Here is a 14,739-nt window from a genome sequence, read left to right as displayed (position 1 = left end):
AAACAGGTGATTACCACCTGAATGGATGGAGCCAGTCCTCTGGACTGGCTCCACTTTTTCCTTCCCCCTCGATTTGAGCGCTATGATCATCATCGATGCCGGTGTTGATCAGAGAGGCTGCATGCTTTACAGCGTCCAGCCTTTGGCCGACAAGAGGTCTTGATGACAAAGTGAATGACAATTCTCGTGTTGATTGGCGGAACTAATTGGTAGGAATGTGATGAAAATGAAAGCTTTCAGTTGGTTGACGCTGAGTGTCGGTATCATCGCCGGCATCATTCTATGGGGTGGTTTCAACACCTTCATGGAATATACAAATAGTTATGAATTCTGTACTTCCTGCCACGAAATGAATGTTGTGCAGGGAGAGTATGAGCAGTCGGCCCATGCCCATAATCCCTCGGGGGTTCCGGCGATCTGTTCAGATTGCCATGTGCCGAAACCCTGGGGTGCAAAACTGGTGCGTAAAATTCAGGCGACCAAAGAGCTTTACCATTGGGCGCTGGGTACCATCGATACTCCGGAGAAGTTTGAAGTATACCGTCTGCAGCTGGCACAGAATGTCTGGTCGACCATGGAACAGAGTGACTCCCGTGAGTGCCGCAACTGTCATACCAATGAAACCATGCTGACTGAAAAGCAGACTTCACTGGCGCAAAAGATGCACAAAAAGCTGCTGAGCGGTGAGCAGACCTGTATCAACTGTCATAAAGGCATTGCTCACAAACTGCCGAACATGGAGAAGCTCTACGGGGATATGGAGGCCGAATATCTGGCTGAGGCGCACAGTGCTCAACTGGCTGATCAAGCCGTGGTAGTACCCCATGAAGTGGCATTGACCGCAACCCCGGGTGGCGACGATCCTCTGGCAACGTTATATGGCGGTACGCCATTGGTGGTTGTTAAACAGGAGGGGGATTGGGTTCAGGTATCAAGCGAAGGTTGGGACAGGGAAGAGGGTAGCCAGATCTTCATCGACTTCAATCGGGCTGTCGCTCTGGCTAAGATGAGTTTTGACGGCATGGATCGGGTAGAGAAAATCGAGAGCAAGCTGGAGCCTGAGTATGAGTTGACCTGGAACCGGATCAAACTCACCGGATGGGTGCCCCGTAGTGCGATTGGACCAAGCGAGGAGCGCTACTGGGAGTATGTGACCGATCTCCATGAGCTGGACTGCAACTTGTGCCATAAAACCTATCCGCGGGATAAGTGGATCATGTTTGATTGGCGCAATAACCTGAAGGAGATGCGCCGTTACACCAAGTTGAGCCAGGAGCAGTTACAATTGGTCAGTAATTGGGTGCTGCGTGGCGCACGTAACGATTCGGAGGCAGATTGATGAACAAGCCTGTTGCAACGGCTCTGTTACTCTCGATGATTGGATTCGGAGTTGCTCCTGCGTTGGCCAAAGCAGCCGATGAGCCCGGCATGCAGGCGCAGCAGACGCCGATGAAACGGGATCACCTGTTCGAAGAGCGGGCGGGAACCTGGAAGGCGACTTGCGATGAGATGGAGCAGAGCAAGGTCTACTGCCGTATGTTTCATATCGAGCAGTTCGGTGAGTGGAAAGCGAAGAATTTTATCCAGCTGGGGCCTGCATGGACGCCCGATTCGGTTGGTTTTGTGGTTGCCACCTATCAGGGTTTCAAGGCCGGAACAACGGTTACCATCGGTATCGATAAACAGAGTCGGCATAAGATCACGGCACCGAAAGGCAACAATCTGATGATCTCTCCCGATATCGCTGCGAAAATCCTCAAGGAGATGGAGCAGGGACACAAGATCGTGGTGACCTTCAACTCTCACAGTGGCGTGCGCCATCTCACCCTGGCTGAGTTGGGACCCTATCAAGCGTTGTTGAGCAAAGTGAAAGGTCAATTGGCCAAAAACAGTCAGTCAGCGAGTGCTGAATAGGCATGGATGGGAGAGGAGGCGTTATGGCTAAATTCTTCGTAACAGTCATTGCACTCTGCCTGGGCGTAATGACGCCGCTGGTTGCCGGTGAAATGAACGGCGAACAGACTTCACAAAAGAGTTTTCGCGTGGGGGTTACCCAACCGCCCATGTTTACACTGGCATCTGCCCTGGCCTGGGGCAGTCCGGTGGAGGTTGTGTTGGTGGAGCGGGACCAGAGTGGGGATTGGAAGATCCCCACCGGTCTTACCGTACTCTTCTGGAGTGGTGCGACACTCGAGCCCGAACTTGGTAGACAGTTGAGTGAATCCGGTCAGGCGGCTGTCTCGCTGATCGATGCGGCAGGTGTGCATCAGCTGGCCAAGCGGACTCCGGCAGACTGGAAGGGTCCGAATGAAGATGAAGATCCGCACATGGAGTCTCTGGGCAAGGGCTATGGCATGGTGCAGACGATTCGGCCGGAAGGCATGATCGACACCATGTACTGGCTCGATCCATTAAACGCGATGGCGGCCCTGGAAGCGATCACCATGGTCTATCAGGGATTGGATCAACGCAACCACTGGGCTTATCAAGGTAACTCGGATCAGATTATTCAGGCCCTGTGGGAGTTGGATATCCGGGTTAACAAGCTTCTGCATGAAGCCAGCAGTCAGCCGTTTGTGGTCCTGCAGGATGAGTTTCAATACCTTGAACAGCGCTATAAGCTGCATACGGTCCCTGCCGGTGGAACGGCCCAGGATATCGTCGATAAAGCCAAGGCCAGAGGGGCTAAGTGTGTGGTGGCGGCAGAACCTTTTGATCAGCATCTTATGTCGGTGCTGGATCAGGCCGGATTGAACCGGGTGGTTTTGGATCCCGCCGGTCAACAGATGCCGAAAACCACGGGTGGTTATTTTCAGTGGTTTGGCAATCTGGCCTCCAAACTGAATGATTGTGTGATCCGCTCCTGATGGATTCGCTGTTACGCATCCTGGCGCTGCTGGGATGTCTCGGGCCACTGGATCTTTTGTCTGCCTCGTTACCGGTACTGGTGAATGGAACCTGGCTCTCCGAGAACCGACATGAGGTTGTTGTGCTTGATGTCAGATCCCGTGCCGAATTCATGGCAGGTCATTGGCCGCAATCCCGCTGGGCCGGTTTCAATGAGCTCGATTGGCAGGTTGAGCGTTACGGACTGCCCGGGTACCTGCCCGGTGAGAATGGACTGGCAGCTCTATTGGGCAGTCTCGGATTGGCGGGGCAGGAGTCTGTGATTGTCGTCGGATCCGCCAGAGGTCCCAGGCAAATTGCAGAGGCATCGCGTGTTGTCTGGAGCCTGATGATGGCTGGTTTTCAGCAGGTGGCGCTGTTGGATGGAGGTATTGAGTCTCTCTCCAGTGATGATCTGCAACAGGGTATCTCATCCATTGAGGCGAAGCGGTGCACCATCAATTGGCAGCCTGATCTTTTGGCCGACAGCAATCGGGTGGAGGATCTGCTGGACAACAACAGACCGGTAATTGATTTCCGCCCAAGCCTCTATTTTGATGGCTACAAGCGTGATCCGCAGGTAGCTGAAGGGGGCACGATTTACGATGGTGTGGGGATACCGCCTGTGCGTCTGCTGGATAAGAATACCGGGCGGTTCCTGCCAGTGGAGAGACTGCAGCAGGAGTTTCAGCGTTATGACATCCAGACAACAGGGTCAGTTGCCGCATTCAGCGATACCGGTGTCTGGGCCGCATTGGGTTGGTTTGTGCTGCACCAGATTCTGCAAAACCCGAATGCCCGGCTCTATGATGGCTCCCTGGTGGAGTGGATAGACTGGGGTGGCGAGATGCATGACAGTACCGATGATATGGGTGGCCCAATCGGTTAAGTTTTTTAACTCAATTCAGATCTGTAGGTAATCAAAATGCAACAGGATTACAGCTTGAATGGAAAAAACATCAAACAAATGATTCTCCCACTCTTGGGCCTGCTTGTTCTGCCTCTCCTGGCAATCGCGGAAGGGACGCCTTTCGGTTGGCAGAGAGAGGTTACTGCGCTTGTTTCTCAGCTGCAGTACAAAGAGGCAGGAGAGAAGTTGAAAAGCTACTGTGTGGATGAGAAAAGTGGTGAGCTTTGCCTGGTTCTGGCCTCTGCCTATTTTGAAGGTGAGATCAAGTTCGGCATTGAAACAAAAGATATCGTTGAAGCCTACAAGTATACCAAGCTTGCCTGTGACTATGGTTCCGAGTCCGGATGTGAGGCCTATAAAGGGGCTGTTGAGAAGGGGGAGCTGCTTCAATTGGTGCTGTATGAACCTGGCATTTTGGATCGGGATGCACAACTGAAAAAGGCGATCCAACAGGGATTGGATCTGAATGTGACAACCATGTTCAGCAGGACGCTTCTGCAAGAGGCTGTCAGTGAGGAGAAGGGGGAAGCGGTCAAGTTATTGCTGGAGAATGGCGTGGACGTCAACTATCGGGTCAGTGAAGAGGATCTGACACCGCTCATGTATGCCATCAATACAGGCAATCAGGAGTTGGTCAAGCAGCTGCTCGAGTATGGTGCTGATGTGAAACAGACGATGATCGCGCCAGACTATCTGAAAATGGAGAAGGACGTTGTGGATGCCTGCGATTTTGCCAACAAACTGGAAAAGCGCGAAATGTCAGTGTTGTTGAAGTGTGGCGATAGAACCGTAGCCCAGGAGTAGGCGAAAATTTCTTCATAAAAATAGTGAAGGATTACTCACTCATAAGGTAGTCAATCATTACGTTTCATATATTCAGGTATGACAGGGATTGGAATCATCTGTCTAATTGTTGATTGTTGTCTATTGGTGCCATCAGTGTTCATCGCTCTCTGAAATAGTAGTGACAGTCACCACAACTCATGCGCACATCGTTGACAGCTCGTTTCATTGTTTTCATATCACTTGGGTCGACCGTTTTAAGCGCCATGATCTTACGGCGATTGTGCTGTATGGCGCTTTGAAACCCTCGTGGATCGCTCCAGATCAGGGCCAGTGCCTCTGACTCCGGGTGTTGATCCCCGGCCGGGAATAGATCCTGGTAGATATCATTGAGGTTCAACAATGCATCCACATGGGTTGGGATGTGGTTTTCGATCGACAGTTCACCCTTTACATAACCTTGCAGAGCTTTCAGATGATTGGAGGCATTTTCCATGATTCTTGAGCAATAGTGATAGATCTCCTCCACACTGTCATCCGTGGTGGCGGTGGCTGGCAGCAGCATTAAAATCAAACTGAGACTGGCAAGAAGTTTCATGTTTCCTCTTACTGGTTAAGTGCAGTAATCAATTGGATCAGTACTAGGGGCTGTTGGATTAGGGTTAACAGGCCCTAACGCAAACTAGCTTCGTTTAAACTCACATCGAGGCAGTTGCTCAGCAACTGCAGGACTGGCTTGCTTTCCCAATCCACCGCACCGATCAGCATCCCTTTTACCATACCCTGCTGATCGACAAACAGGGTCTGGGGCAGGGCGCCGATCCTGTGGTCGTAGGAGATTTTACCAAACCGGTCAGCTGCAACCGGCAGATGGGTGATTTCATGGGTTCGATAGAATCGGTTTGCTTCCGAGACACCCTTCCCGTCCCGGACCAGAGGGAGGATCATCAATTGGTCCGGTGAGATGCGAGCCTGAAGCCGATCCATGGATGGCATCTCCTCTCGGCAAGGGGTACACCAGGTAGTCCAGAAATTGACCAGTAACGCACGTGGGCCTGGGAGCGTATCAAGAGGGACCTTTTGCCCTTCGCTGTTATAAAACGCGTTTCTGGAAACCGGTTTAGGGTCGGCATAAGCACGGAAATGACCGCTTCCGAATGCCTGGCTTTGGCATCCTTGCGGAGCCTGCGGCTCTGCTGCCACAGGCCCCGAGATGAGGATAAGTCCAAGCAGGAGCAGCTGAGTGCTGCGAGGTTTGAAATAAGTCACTGGACGGCTTGCTGTGCCAGCTGCGCGAATACCTGGTCCAGGTCATCCAGCAGGCGGCAATCCTCCAGGCTGTAGGTGCTGCGCAGAGAGCTGGGTTTGCGGTAGATCACCCGGGTGCCCACATCATCCTGGAATACTGCAATTTTAAGCGGTAACTCCAATCCGGCGGCGGGATCGTGCCACATGATGCGCGCATTCTGGTTTGATTTGCCGAATGCGATCACCTTTTTCACAGAGTTTGCATCACCGTGGTCGTAGACAGAAAAGACTTTGAAACGCTGTTCTGCGAGCTGCTTTTTCAAGCTTTCCACGATCTCGTTGGCAGAGGCCTTGGCTTCGATTTTTACCAGATCACCATCGGCTGCCAGTAGTGGGGTAATCATTAACAGGGTTAACAATGGGAGTAGGGTAATACCCCTTAGTAAACGGCTCATGATTAATGATCTCCTGACTGCTGGATCTTAAAAATACGGACGATTACTTTAACGACTTCAAGAACTCGATTACGTTCTTGCGTTGCTTATCCGACATCGGTTTCACGCCGACAACAGGAAACGCCATTTTATTGTCCGGGATGAGCGCTTTGGGATCCTGCAGATAGGCGTCGAGCGTTGCTTCATCCCAGACGATGGAATCCGCTTTGCTGAGATGTGCAGCAGAGTATTCATAGCCTTCCACTGAACCGGCAGATTTTCCATACACCCCCCAGAGTGGTGGGCCAACCCTGTTTTGTTTTTCTGCCGTGATGTCATGGCAGGCAAAGCACTGCTTAATGGCGACTTTCTTCCCCTTTTTCACCATCTTTTTAATCTTTTTGGCATCATCCATCGCCATCACTTCAACGCTGGCCAGCGGTAGGGCAATGACAATAGCCAGGGCAATCAGAGCAAACTTCTTCATCAAAAAACTCCTAAAAACTGGAAACCTGCTGAAGTAGAAACAGAAGTTTCTACTGAGAGAGTTCCGCGTATGTGTTTAATACAGCATGGGTTTTGCTAACTTGAGTATGTCGCAATATCCATGCCAGTCGAAGTGGGTTTTGTCGGTTTCCCTTTGCAGGAATTGACCGGTAACGGTAAGGGGCCGATATATGTTTGAAAGTTGGGGAATCATCGGCCTAAGGCGTCTCCAGGCTGAATCCTTCCGAGATCGTTAACAGTTGATCCTTGGCTTGTTGATTGCCTGTAAAGGCTGTGAAATTGAACGAATCGTTCAATCGAAAAACATGGATATGAACAGACCGTTCCAGAGATTCCGAAGTCAGCAGTTAAAGAGACAGTTCCTGGATCACTAGGTTTACCCTTCGGAACAGACATCGTATTATCCCAGCAGCTTGAGGAAGTACCGGTAATGGGGCTCCGGGCTGCTGATTATTCATCGGGAGGCAAGGTGTGAAGCTGTTTCATCAAACACGATTTCAGAGACGCTGGTTGGCGGCGTTACTGACACTTTTTGTACTCCTCTCGGGTAAGGATTTGCTCGCGGAAGCGGCTCAGACTGATGCGACCCAACAGCCTGTTGGTCTGATCGGGGACTGGTGTCGGGAGAAGAAGCGCATGATCACCCACTATGCGGTCAAGCAGGGAAGTCTATTTATCCGTGGCGGTCGAAGCGGACGGACCCACAGGGCCGATCTCAACTGCAATGACGACTATACCGAGTGCGAGGCCCAGACCATTCGTGGTTGGGGGACACCGGTGACTGAAATTCTGCGCCTGGAAGGTGAGGAGATGCATCTTACCCGGATCTGGGGTGGGGCCTGGAAAGATAAAACCTATCAATTCATCTTTACCCGTTGTCCCAAGTGGTGAGTGCCTGGTGTAGGCAGTCACTGCCTTAGAAACTCAAATCCACTGCAAACAGCAGCATGCCCAGTAGCAGCAGCAGACCCAGGGCAACCATACTCAAACCAAATCCAAAGAAAGCGATCTGTACCGCGCGGGGTGGCTGGGTAATGATGCGTTGTTGTAGATTGCCTTCGTTCTGCATGCGTTCGATCCAGGCGGGATGCTCCTGCTCCAATGCCTGAAGTTCGGCTGCGCCATGGAAAATATGTGCATTCAACGGGAAGGCGCTGGGGCGATAACTCTCGATAAAAAAGTGCACCACAAAAATGTGAGCCATCGCCAAGATGGCCTCCACCTTGTGGATCCAGCGGGCCACATTCATCATCCATCCAGGCAATACTGATGTGGTGAGCACTGAATCAAACATCACCAGACCGGTTGTGCCAACGATCACCAGTCCCCACCAAACCGCCCAGTAGTCGAACTTCTGCCACCAGGACCAACGGTCGAATACCGGATGCTCTCTTCGACCAAACAGCCAGGTCATATGCTGATGAATCGCCTTGAAATCATTCCAGGTCCAGACCAGGCTGTCCGGTCCTCTGAGAAAGCCAGGTTTGCCGATCACCGCAGAGCGAATCAGGTAGATGATATGTGCGCTGAATATTCCCAGCAGCATCAGACCGAAAAGTCGGTGAACCCATACCGCACCTTCGGCACCGGCGAATGGAAGTGCCAGCAACTTGCCGAATTCGGTTTCGATGGTCATCCATGCCACACCGGTCAGAGAGAGCAGCATGAAACAGACGATAAGGCCTGTGTGCAGCCAACGTTCACCCGGGGAAAATCGTTCTATCAGAAGACTCTGGCTATCGGCTTGAGTGGTTTCCCCCCGCTGTATCCAGTGTTGTCTGATTTCACGCCAGGCCCAGACTGAGGTGTAGGGCATGAAGAACAGAAACACCCCAAACGCCAAAGCGAGAATCGCCATGGTTGACCAATAGAGGGCGGGGAATCCTTCCCGGGTCTGTCTCGACCAGGGGGGCTTCTCATGGATTAGATAGCTGCCCATGCCGGGGCCGGCGTTTTCGTGACATTTGGCGCAGACCTTCTCGTAACGGTGTTCCGCAAAGGCCGCCGCGTTTGGGTTGTTTATGCCGGCCACAGGTTTCGAGATGTGGCAGTCCCGGCAGACCAGTTCGGTACGGGCATAGTGCAGATTTTTCTGCTGCCCTTCGTGGCAGCTGAGACAGTAGCGGGCGTGGTAAAAGGATTTTACATTTTCATGAGCATCCGCCTTGACGGAGTTGCGTCTTACCGGCCCCTGTCCTGGGCCAATGGACTCTAGCCAGCTGCTGTGTTGTTTGTCAGCAGGCATGAACAGAGTGGGATCGTTGGGATCCTCAAAGCCCCTGTCTGCCAAGGCTGAGTGGCTGAACAGAGCCATCAGGCAGACTAGACAGCCGGCAATGCCCAACCTGCGAATCAGGTGGTAGCGACAGGGAAAGGGGTATTGCGCCATCTTTAACTCGGGTTCAGCCAACCTCTAGGGATTTTCTCAGCCACACTCAACAGATCGGTATAGTGAATGACAGCCTTCCTGTTGATCGATCTGGATCGGTTTACCGGGTAGCCTCCGGAAACTGAATATTTAATGTGAGCCTGAAAGTGGTGTTTCAGTTTGTTTGTGCCGAACTATTGTCCCTGGCCTGTAAACAACAATATATATGGCTTGTGCCGATCTTTCATGCTTTGTATGCTGCGAGAGAGATTATTAATACCTAGTGATATTGGGGTTTTCCCGGTGATGCCGTGTATTTGGTTCATGATGTGGTGTTCAGGTGGAGTCTGGCTGGTTCTGTTGTGATTCATGCCGTTGTCTGTTAACGGGTGCAACATTGTGACACGACGCTGCCATACTTGACGCAGTTATCTGGTAAGGTGATCAGAATGGACTTTCAGAGAATGTTTCGAAGGTCGACAAAATAGAGAAAACTGTTATGAATAGAACGAGAGTAGTTTCCTGGATTGCATCGATGTTGCTTCTACTTGGCAGTGGACAAGTCTGTGCTTATGGCAAAACCGGAGCGGCACCGAATCGTGACGCAATTCCCCATACGGGCAGTGTATTGGAGGCAATTTCCACGGCCGGTTACACCTATCTCCGGGTGGAGGAGGCAAGCAGCGTTTACTGGATTGCTGTACCGGAGACTCAGGTTGAGGTTGGTGAAAAGATCAGTTTTTACGAACAGATGTTGATGGAGAATTTCACCAGTAAGACATTGAACAGAACCTTTGACAGGATCCTGTTTGTCGAGGCGATCAGCAAAGGCGAATCACTTCCGACCAAAGCCCATGCTCAGCCGTCAAAAAACAAACAGCCGCCAAAACCGATCGCGGCGCCACAGCCACCCATCGAGCTGGGTGACCCGGTAGGGCGCTTTACGGTAGAGCAGATCTTTGAGAAAAAGCAGGATTTGAGTGGCAGTGTGATTGAAGTGAAAGGCAAAGTATCAAAAATCTCCAGCCAGATCATGGGCCGGGATTGGGTGCATCTGGAAGATGGAACCGGTAGCAAACAGACGAAGAATCACAAGATCATTCTGCGTACGACTCAAGCCGGAATCCGTGTCGGAGATGAAGTTGTTGCTAAAGGCCAATTGTTTACCAATAAGGATTTCGGTTATGGGTACTTCTATCCGGTTATTCTGGAAGATGTGGTATTCAATAAATAAAAATATTTGATATTCAAAGATTGAAAGGAACCATCCAGAGGGGTTTTTTAATGCGGTCCTGACGATTCTCGCATTCAGCAGGGTCGGTAACTCATACTCTTTGGGATCTGATCTGAACTGTATCGAGCAAAACGGCTATCCGCAGAGATACTTCAGTTGGATTGCGGATTGCTCAACAGTTTTGCCAGCTTGGCAAACTCTTCAATGGCAAGTGATTCGGCGCGGATACCGGGGTCGATTCCAACAGACTCGATCGCTTCTGTGGTGAGTGTTTTCTTCAGGCAGTTACGCAGCGTTTTTCGACGTTGTGAAAAGGCATCGGCAACCACCTGGCTGAAGTTATCCCAATTGTCGATCTGGTAAGGCAGGCTGTCATGCGGTACTAAACGGACGAAGGCTGAATCGACTTTCGGGGGGGGATTGAAGGCCCCGGGACCGATACTGAACAGGGGAGTCACCTCCGCTCTGGACTGCAGCATTACCGACAGACGGCCGTAGCTTTTTGATCCAGGATCGGCGCCCATCCGCTCTACCACCTCCTTTTGCAACATGAAATGCATATCTTTGATGCAGGCTGACTGATCCAGCAGGTGAAACAGCAAAGGTGTGGAGATGTTGTAAGGCAGGTTGCCGACTACCCGTAGGGGGCTCTCCGGTACAGCCAGCATGGAGAAGTCGAATTTAAGCGCATCGATGTTATGGATTTGCAGATTGCCGAGCGTTGCGCAGCGGTGTGCCAATGGCTCGATTAAATCCCGGTCAAGTTCAATGGCATGCATCTGGCTGACCCGAGGCAGGAGTTCTGTTGTGATTGCTCCCTGTCCAGGACCGATTTCCACCAAATTGTCATCGGTTTGCGGAGTGATGGCATGGACGATACGCTGGATGATGCCCGGATCATGCAGAAAATTCTGACCAAACCTCTTTCTGGCTCTGTGTGGTGTAGGATTGCCCATATTGAAATTAGTGTTAACAAGTTGATAGGGATTAATGGATTGAGTTTATCCACTAAAACCAGACGCTTATGATATCAGTTGTGAGGTATTGAGTCGCATCGAAAATCACGATTGTGATTTGAGTCAAGCGCCACACTTGCGCACAATGAAAACATTGAAATTTCCAGGTCAAGGGTGGACTTGATACGGTTCTACGAAGTTTTTCCAGCTAACAGCAAATGCCGTATCGATGCGACGTATGCCATGCGTGGCAAAGGCTTCAGAATCGCAGTCCTTGGCTCTGAGCAAACTCGAATGGAGAGTTTTTTCTAACTGCTTCACGAAAGATTATTGTCAAAAGTGCCTGTTATTTGGAACAACGGGCCGATTTGGTGTCACCCGTGAAAAAACCGCAATCTCTCATAACTAACTGTAATCATAAAGTTTTCTAAGCTCGACAAATAATTTCTGCCTTAGAAGTAATTTTTAAACCATTTCTAAATCAACTCTTGTCGAAAATAGATATTTGATGTTCTAACATTTGGTGAGACGCTGTTTTTGAAAAGAGCTTCTCTGTTCAAATCAACGGATTGAATTCAACTATGCAAAGCCAAATCGGCTTATTCTTCACTCTTAGACTAAACCTTTTTCTTCAACAGTCGCTAAAGTAACAATAATAAATAAAGAGTAATGGAGTATCACCCAAACCGTAACCCTAGTTAATCTCGGAGAATCAGAGGTGAACCCGACCACATCCGAAGTCAGCAACGATCTCCAAATCGGTTTCACCTCAGCACTGGGATCTTTGCGAAAGTATACTCTGGTTGCGGCGATAACTTGGACGTTGCTGATCACAGGCGTCTTTGCCTGGACAGTACATGACCAGGGTAATCGCGAGTTTGCCACCGCACTCAGCGTCGCTCGCGCCTACTTCCAAAAAGATCAGGCAGTGCGCCAGTGGATTGCGGCTCAGGGCGGTGTCTATGTAAAGATCACAGAACAGACACAGCCTAACCCCCATCTGGCGGACCTGCCACATCGGGATGTCACCACCGATGCGGAGCAACAGCTCACCCTGATGAACCCGGCTTATATGATTCGCAAGATCAACGAACGTTTCAGCCGGATGCATAATGATTATATCCACATTACCAGCCTGAAACCGCTGCACGAGGAGAATGAGCCGGATGAGTGGGAGCGTGGGGTGCTTGAGACCTTTGAGGGGGAGTTGGACGAGGTAGCGAAAATTGTTGATTTTCGTGGTCAACCCACATTGCGGATGATGCGCCCGATGGTCGCAAAACGACGCTGCTTGAAGTGTCATGACCGGCACGGATATAAAGTCGGCGACATCCGTGGTGGAGTCTCCATCGCTATTCCTATGGCCCCCTATCGAAAGGACAGCAGTGAACAGTTGCTGCTGATCGGCACCACCCATGGGGGAATCTGGCTCTGCGGACTGTTGGGTATCGGCTTTTACACACGGCAGGCTCGCCGTCATCTTGAAGATCGCCAGAATGCCATACACTCGCTGGCCCGTGCCAATAATTACAACCGGTCCGTCATCGGCGCACTGGGAGAAGGATTGCTCGGGTTCGATGACAAGGGACGCCTGACCTTCCTCAATCCAGCAGCGGAACAACTGTTGGGTTGGAAAGAAAGCGAACTTCTAGGTAAATCGATACACGGTTTTATCCACTACCTGAAAACGGACGGATCAACCTGCGGTGAGGATGAGTGTCCCATGTTGGGTGTGCTACAGAGTGGTGAATCACACACCAGTCGAGATGACCAGTTCATGAATCGGGAGCGTGAGGCCATACCCATCTCCTACATCACTACACCCCTCTTCGACCAAAATCAAACAGTAGGTGGCGTGGTGGCCTTTCAGGACATTACCGAGCAAAAACAGAACCTGCAGCGTATCGAATACCTGGCCCATCACGATAGCCTTACAGGCCTTCCCAATCGGGCCGCATTTCTGGTGGCGGTGGATAATGCGCTGGCCCATGCCAATCGCTACGACCACGGCCTTGCCCTGCTGTTTTTAGACCTGGATAACTTCGGCGTGATCAATGACAGCGCCGGGCATACAACCGGTGACGAACTATTGAGCCAGGTGGCAAAACGCTTGCGTCCTGAGATTCGCCAGCCTGACTTTGTAGCCCGTCAAGGTGGTGACGAATTCCTCATTCTGATGATGCCTGATGGAAAAGAAGAGCAGATGGGGGATGCTGCTGGGCATCTGGCTCTAAAAGCCACAACCCTTGCTCAACGTATTCTGGATACGATGCACGAACCCTTCCTATTGGACGGGAAAAGCTACTATATCAAAGCCAGTATCGGCATCAGTCTGTATCCGGAGGACGCCAAGGATAGAGTTGAGTTTTTGAAGAACGCCGATGCCGCGATGTACACCGCTAAAGGAGAGGGACGCGACACCTATGCGCTTTACGCTGGCGATCTAGCCCAGCGGATCCAACACCGCCACATGTTGGAGACAGGGCTCAACCAGGCAATGATAAAAGAGGAGTTTCACCTGGTATACCAGCCCATCGTGGACCTGAATGACGGCAGAATATTAGCAGTGGAAGCTCTTCTGAGACTGGACTCGGCAACACTTGGTAAAGTCTCGCCCGTAGAGTTCATCCCAGTGGCGGAGGAGTGCGGCCTGATACTACCCATCGACCGCTGGGTACTGCAGACTGCCTGCCGGCAGATGGCAGAATGGTATGGCTCGGGCTTGGATCTGAAAATGGCCGTTAATTTGTCGACGCTTCAGCTTCAGCGGGAAGATTTGGAAACAACCGTACTCCAGGCCTTGGAAGGCGCACAGGTTCCTGCTTCGAAGCTGATTCTGGAGATCACTGAAGGTGCCACACTGCATGCCTCTCCTATCGTCATCGAGCGGCTGGAACGGCTGCATAAGCAGGGCATCGGATTGAGTCTTGATGATTTCGGTACTGGCTACTCCTCTCTCAGTCGCCTTAAGAATCTACCGGTGGATACGTTGAAGATCGATAAATCTTTCGTAAACGGTGTAGTGACAGACCGGGATGATGAACAGATTGTACTCACCACCATCGAGTTGGCCAAGAATCTCAATAAACGGGCATTGGCAGAAGGTATTGAGAACAGAGAGCAATGGCAATGTCTCGTGCGTAACGGATGTCAGCAGGGGCAGGGATTCTTTTTCAGTCGACCGGTGGGTGCTGCGGCCATAGAAAAGCTGCTACGCGAGGATGGGCACTGGAAACGTAATCTAACCGGCTGAGTCTTTTAAAGAATGATAAATCTTTTCATTTCGTATTTACCGAGTTCATGAATAGAGGGGCTCTTGAGGACACTTTTCGTCCACTTCAGAGAGGAACTCTGTGCTGGATAATATGGGTCAGACAGTTATATCCCCTCAGCTTAATCCTCTTCTTGTGAAG

The 14,739-nt window shown here is 51.1% G+C and carries 14 protein-coding genes; 8 read left to right on the top strand and 6 right to left on the bottom strand.

Translation table 11 applies throughout. From position 1 onward, the window contains the following. The first annotated feature begins 220 nt into the window (after positions 1-220). The 5 genes from AC4IE8_RS17445 (at position 221) to AC4IE8_RS17425 (ending at position 4,600) form a co-directional block, all read left to right on the top strand. Entirely contained in the window at positions 221-1,339 is a 1,119-nt protein-coding gene (locus tag AC4IE8_RS17445) for a NapC/NirT family cytochrome c (RefSeq protein WP_490791568.1), read from the top strand. Next, on the top strand, positions 1,339-1,914 hold the full coding sequence (locus tag AC4IE8_RS17440) for a hypothetical protein (protein ID WP_068987510.1): 576 nt from the start codon (positions 1,339-1,341) through the stop codon (positions 1,912-1,914). Before AC4IE8_RS17445 ends, AC4IE8_RS17440 begins: the two co-directional genes overlap by 1 nt. Positions 1,915-1,937: 23 nt before the next feature. Further along, positions 1,938-2,867: a metal ABC transporter solute-binding protein, Zn/Mn family gene (locus AC4IE8_RS17435; protein WP_490791567.1), complete on the top strand. Its 930-nt coding sequence runs from the start codon at positions 1,938-1,940 to the stop codon at positions 2,865-2,867. Further along, on the top strand, positions 2,867-3,775 hold the full coding sequence (locus AC4IE8_RS17430; RefSeq protein ID WP_490791566.1) for a sulfurtransferase: 909 nt from the start codon (positions 2,867-2,869) through the stop codon (positions 3,773-3,775). The genes AC4IE8_RS17435 and AC4IE8_RS17430 overlap by 1 nt, the downstream gene beginning before the upstream one ends. Positions 3,776-3,853: 78 nt before the next feature. After that, positions 3,854-4,600, top strand: a complete 747-nt coding sequence (locus AC4IE8_RS17425) for an ankyrin repeat domain-containing protein (protein ID WP_490791565.1) — start codon at positions 3,854-3,856, stop codon at positions 4,598-4,600. 139 nt (positions 4,601-4,739) lie between these two features. Here the strand turns inward: AC4IE8_RS17425 and AC4IE8_RS17420 are convergent, their stop codons facing one another. From AC4IE8_RS17420 to AC4IE8_RS17405, 4 genes are all read right to left on the bottom strand, one after another. After that, positions 4,740-5,177, bottom strand: coding sequence for a c-type cytochrome (locus AC4IE8_RS17420; protein ID WP_490791564.1), 438 nt, complete (start codon positions 5,175-5,177; stop codon positions 4,740-4,742). Positions 5,178-5,251: 74 nt separating this feature from the next. Beyond that, complete coding sequence (locus tag AC4IE8_RS17415; protein ID WP_490791590.1) at positions 5,252-5,782, bottom strand: TlpA family protein disulfide reductase; 531 nt, start codon at positions 5,780-5,782, stop codon at positions 5,252-5,254. A 62-nt stretch (positions 5,783-5,844) separates the two neighbouring features. Beyond that, on the bottom strand, positions 5,845-6,282 hold the full coding sequence (locus tag AC4IE8_RS17410; protein ID WP_083225857.1) for a DUF302 domain-containing protein: 438 nt from the start codon (positions 6,280-6,282) through the stop codon (positions 5,845-5,847). 43 nt (positions 6,283-6,325) lie between these two features. Continuing rightward, complete coding sequence (locus AC4IE8_RS17405; protein ID WP_068987517.1) at positions 6,326-6,748, bottom strand: c-type cytochrome; 423 nt, start codon at positions 6,746-6,748, stop codon at positions 6,326-6,328. Positions 6,749-7,239: 491 nt separating this feature from the next. Here AC4IE8_RS17405 and AC4IE8_RS17400 point away from each other — a divergent pair, with 491 nt between their 5' ends. Further along, positions 7,240-7,659 carry a hypothetical protein gene (locus AC4IE8_RS17400; protein WP_068987519.1) on the top strand — a complete coding sequence of 140 codons (420 nt, stop codon included), beginning with the start codon at positions 7,240-7,242 and terminating at the stop codon, positions 7,657-7,659. 25 nt (positions 7,660-7,684) lie between these two features. On the opposite strand, the gene AC4IE8_RS17395 is transcribed toward AC4IE8_RS17400, so the two are convergent. Then, complete coding sequence (locus tag AC4IE8_RS17395) at positions 7,685-9,157, bottom strand: cytochrome b/b6 domain-containing protein (RefSeq protein WP_490791563.1); 1,473 nt, start codon at positions 9,155-9,157, stop codon at positions 7,685-7,687. 514 nt (positions 9,158-9,671) lie between these two features. Between AC4IE8_RS17395 and AC4IE8_RS17390 the strand changes: the two genes are divergently transcribed. Next, on the top strand, positions 9,672-10,370 hold the full coding sequence (locus tag AC4IE8_RS17390; protein WP_490791562.1) for a hypothetical protein: 699 nt from the start codon (positions 9,672-9,674) through the stop codon (positions 10,368-10,370). Between the two features lie 152 nt (positions 10,371-10,522). Here AC4IE8_RS17390 and rsmA read toward each other — a convergent pair whose 3' ends face one another. Beyond that, entirely contained in the window at positions 10,523-11,326 is an 804-nt protein-coding gene (gene rsmA, locus AC4IE8_RS17385; RefSeq protein ID WP_490791561.1) for a 16S rRNA (adenine(1518)-N(6)/adenine(1519)-N(6))-dimethyltransferase RsmA, read from the bottom strand. Between the two features lie 718 nt (positions 11,327-12,044). Between rsmA and AC4IE8_RS17380 the strand changes: the two genes are divergently transcribed. After that, a complete protein-coding gene (locus AC4IE8_RS17380; RefSeq protein ID WP_490791560.1) occupies positions 12,045-14,579 on the top strand; it encodes an EAL domain-containing protein in 2,535 nt (844 codons plus the stop codon). Positions 14,580-14,739 lie beyond the last annotated feature (160 nt).

It is taken from the genome of Candidatus Thiodiazotropha sp. AKAK2, assembly GCF_058244685.1.
The sequence above is the reverse complement of the archived record's forward strand: the minus strand, read 5'-3'. Positions and strand labels throughout refer to the sequence as shown.

Excerpts from the sequence above, each read along its gene's own strand:
- AC4IE8_RS17405 (WP_068987517.1), bottom strand. The coding sequence starts at position 6,748 with ATGAAGAAGTTTGCTCTGATTGCCCTGGCTATTGTCATTGCCCTACCG.
- AC4IE8_RS17420 (WP_490791564.1), bottom strand. The coding sequence starts at position 5,177 with ATGAAACTTCTTGCCAGTCTCAGTTTGATTTTAATGCTGCTGCCAGCC.
- AC4IE8_RS17435 (WP_490791567.1), top strand. The coding sequence starts at position 1,938 with ATGGCTAAATTCTTCGTAACAGTCATTGCACTCTGCCTGGGCGTAATG.
- rsmA (WP_490791561.1), bottom strand. The coding sequence starts at position 11,326 with ATGGGCAATCCTACACCACACAGAGCCAGAAAGAGGTTTGGTCAGAAT.
- AC4IE8_RS17410 (WP_083225857.1), bottom strand. The coding sequence starts at position 6,282 with ATGAGCCGTTTACTAAGGGGTATTACCCTACTCCCATTGTTAACCCTG.
- AC4IE8_RS17425 (WP_490791565.1), top strand. The coding sequence starts at position 3,854 with ATGATTCTCCCACTCTTGGGCCTGCTTGTTCTGCCTCTCCTGGCAATC.
- AC4IE8_RS17440 (WP_068987510.1), top strand. The coding sequence starts at position 1,339 with ATGAACAAGCCTGTTGCAACGGCTCTGTTACTCTCGATGATTGGATTC.
- AC4IE8_RS17390 (WP_490791562.1), top strand. The coding sequence starts at position 9,672 with ATGTTGCTTCTACTTGGCAGTGGACAAGTCTGTGCTTATGGCAAAACC.
- AC4IE8_RS17445 (WP_490791568.1), top strand. The coding sequence starts at position 221 with ATGAAAATGAAAGCTTTCAGTTGGTTGACGCTGAGTGTCGGTATCATC.
- AC4IE8_RS17395 (WP_490791563.1), bottom strand. The coding sequence starts at position 9,157 with ATGGCGCAATACCCCTTTCCCTGTCGCTACCACCTGATTCGCAGGTTG.
- AC4IE8_RS17430 (WP_490791566.1), top strand. The coding sequence starts at position 2,867 with ATGGATTCGCTGTTACGCATCCTGGCGCTGCTGGGATGTCTCGGGCCA.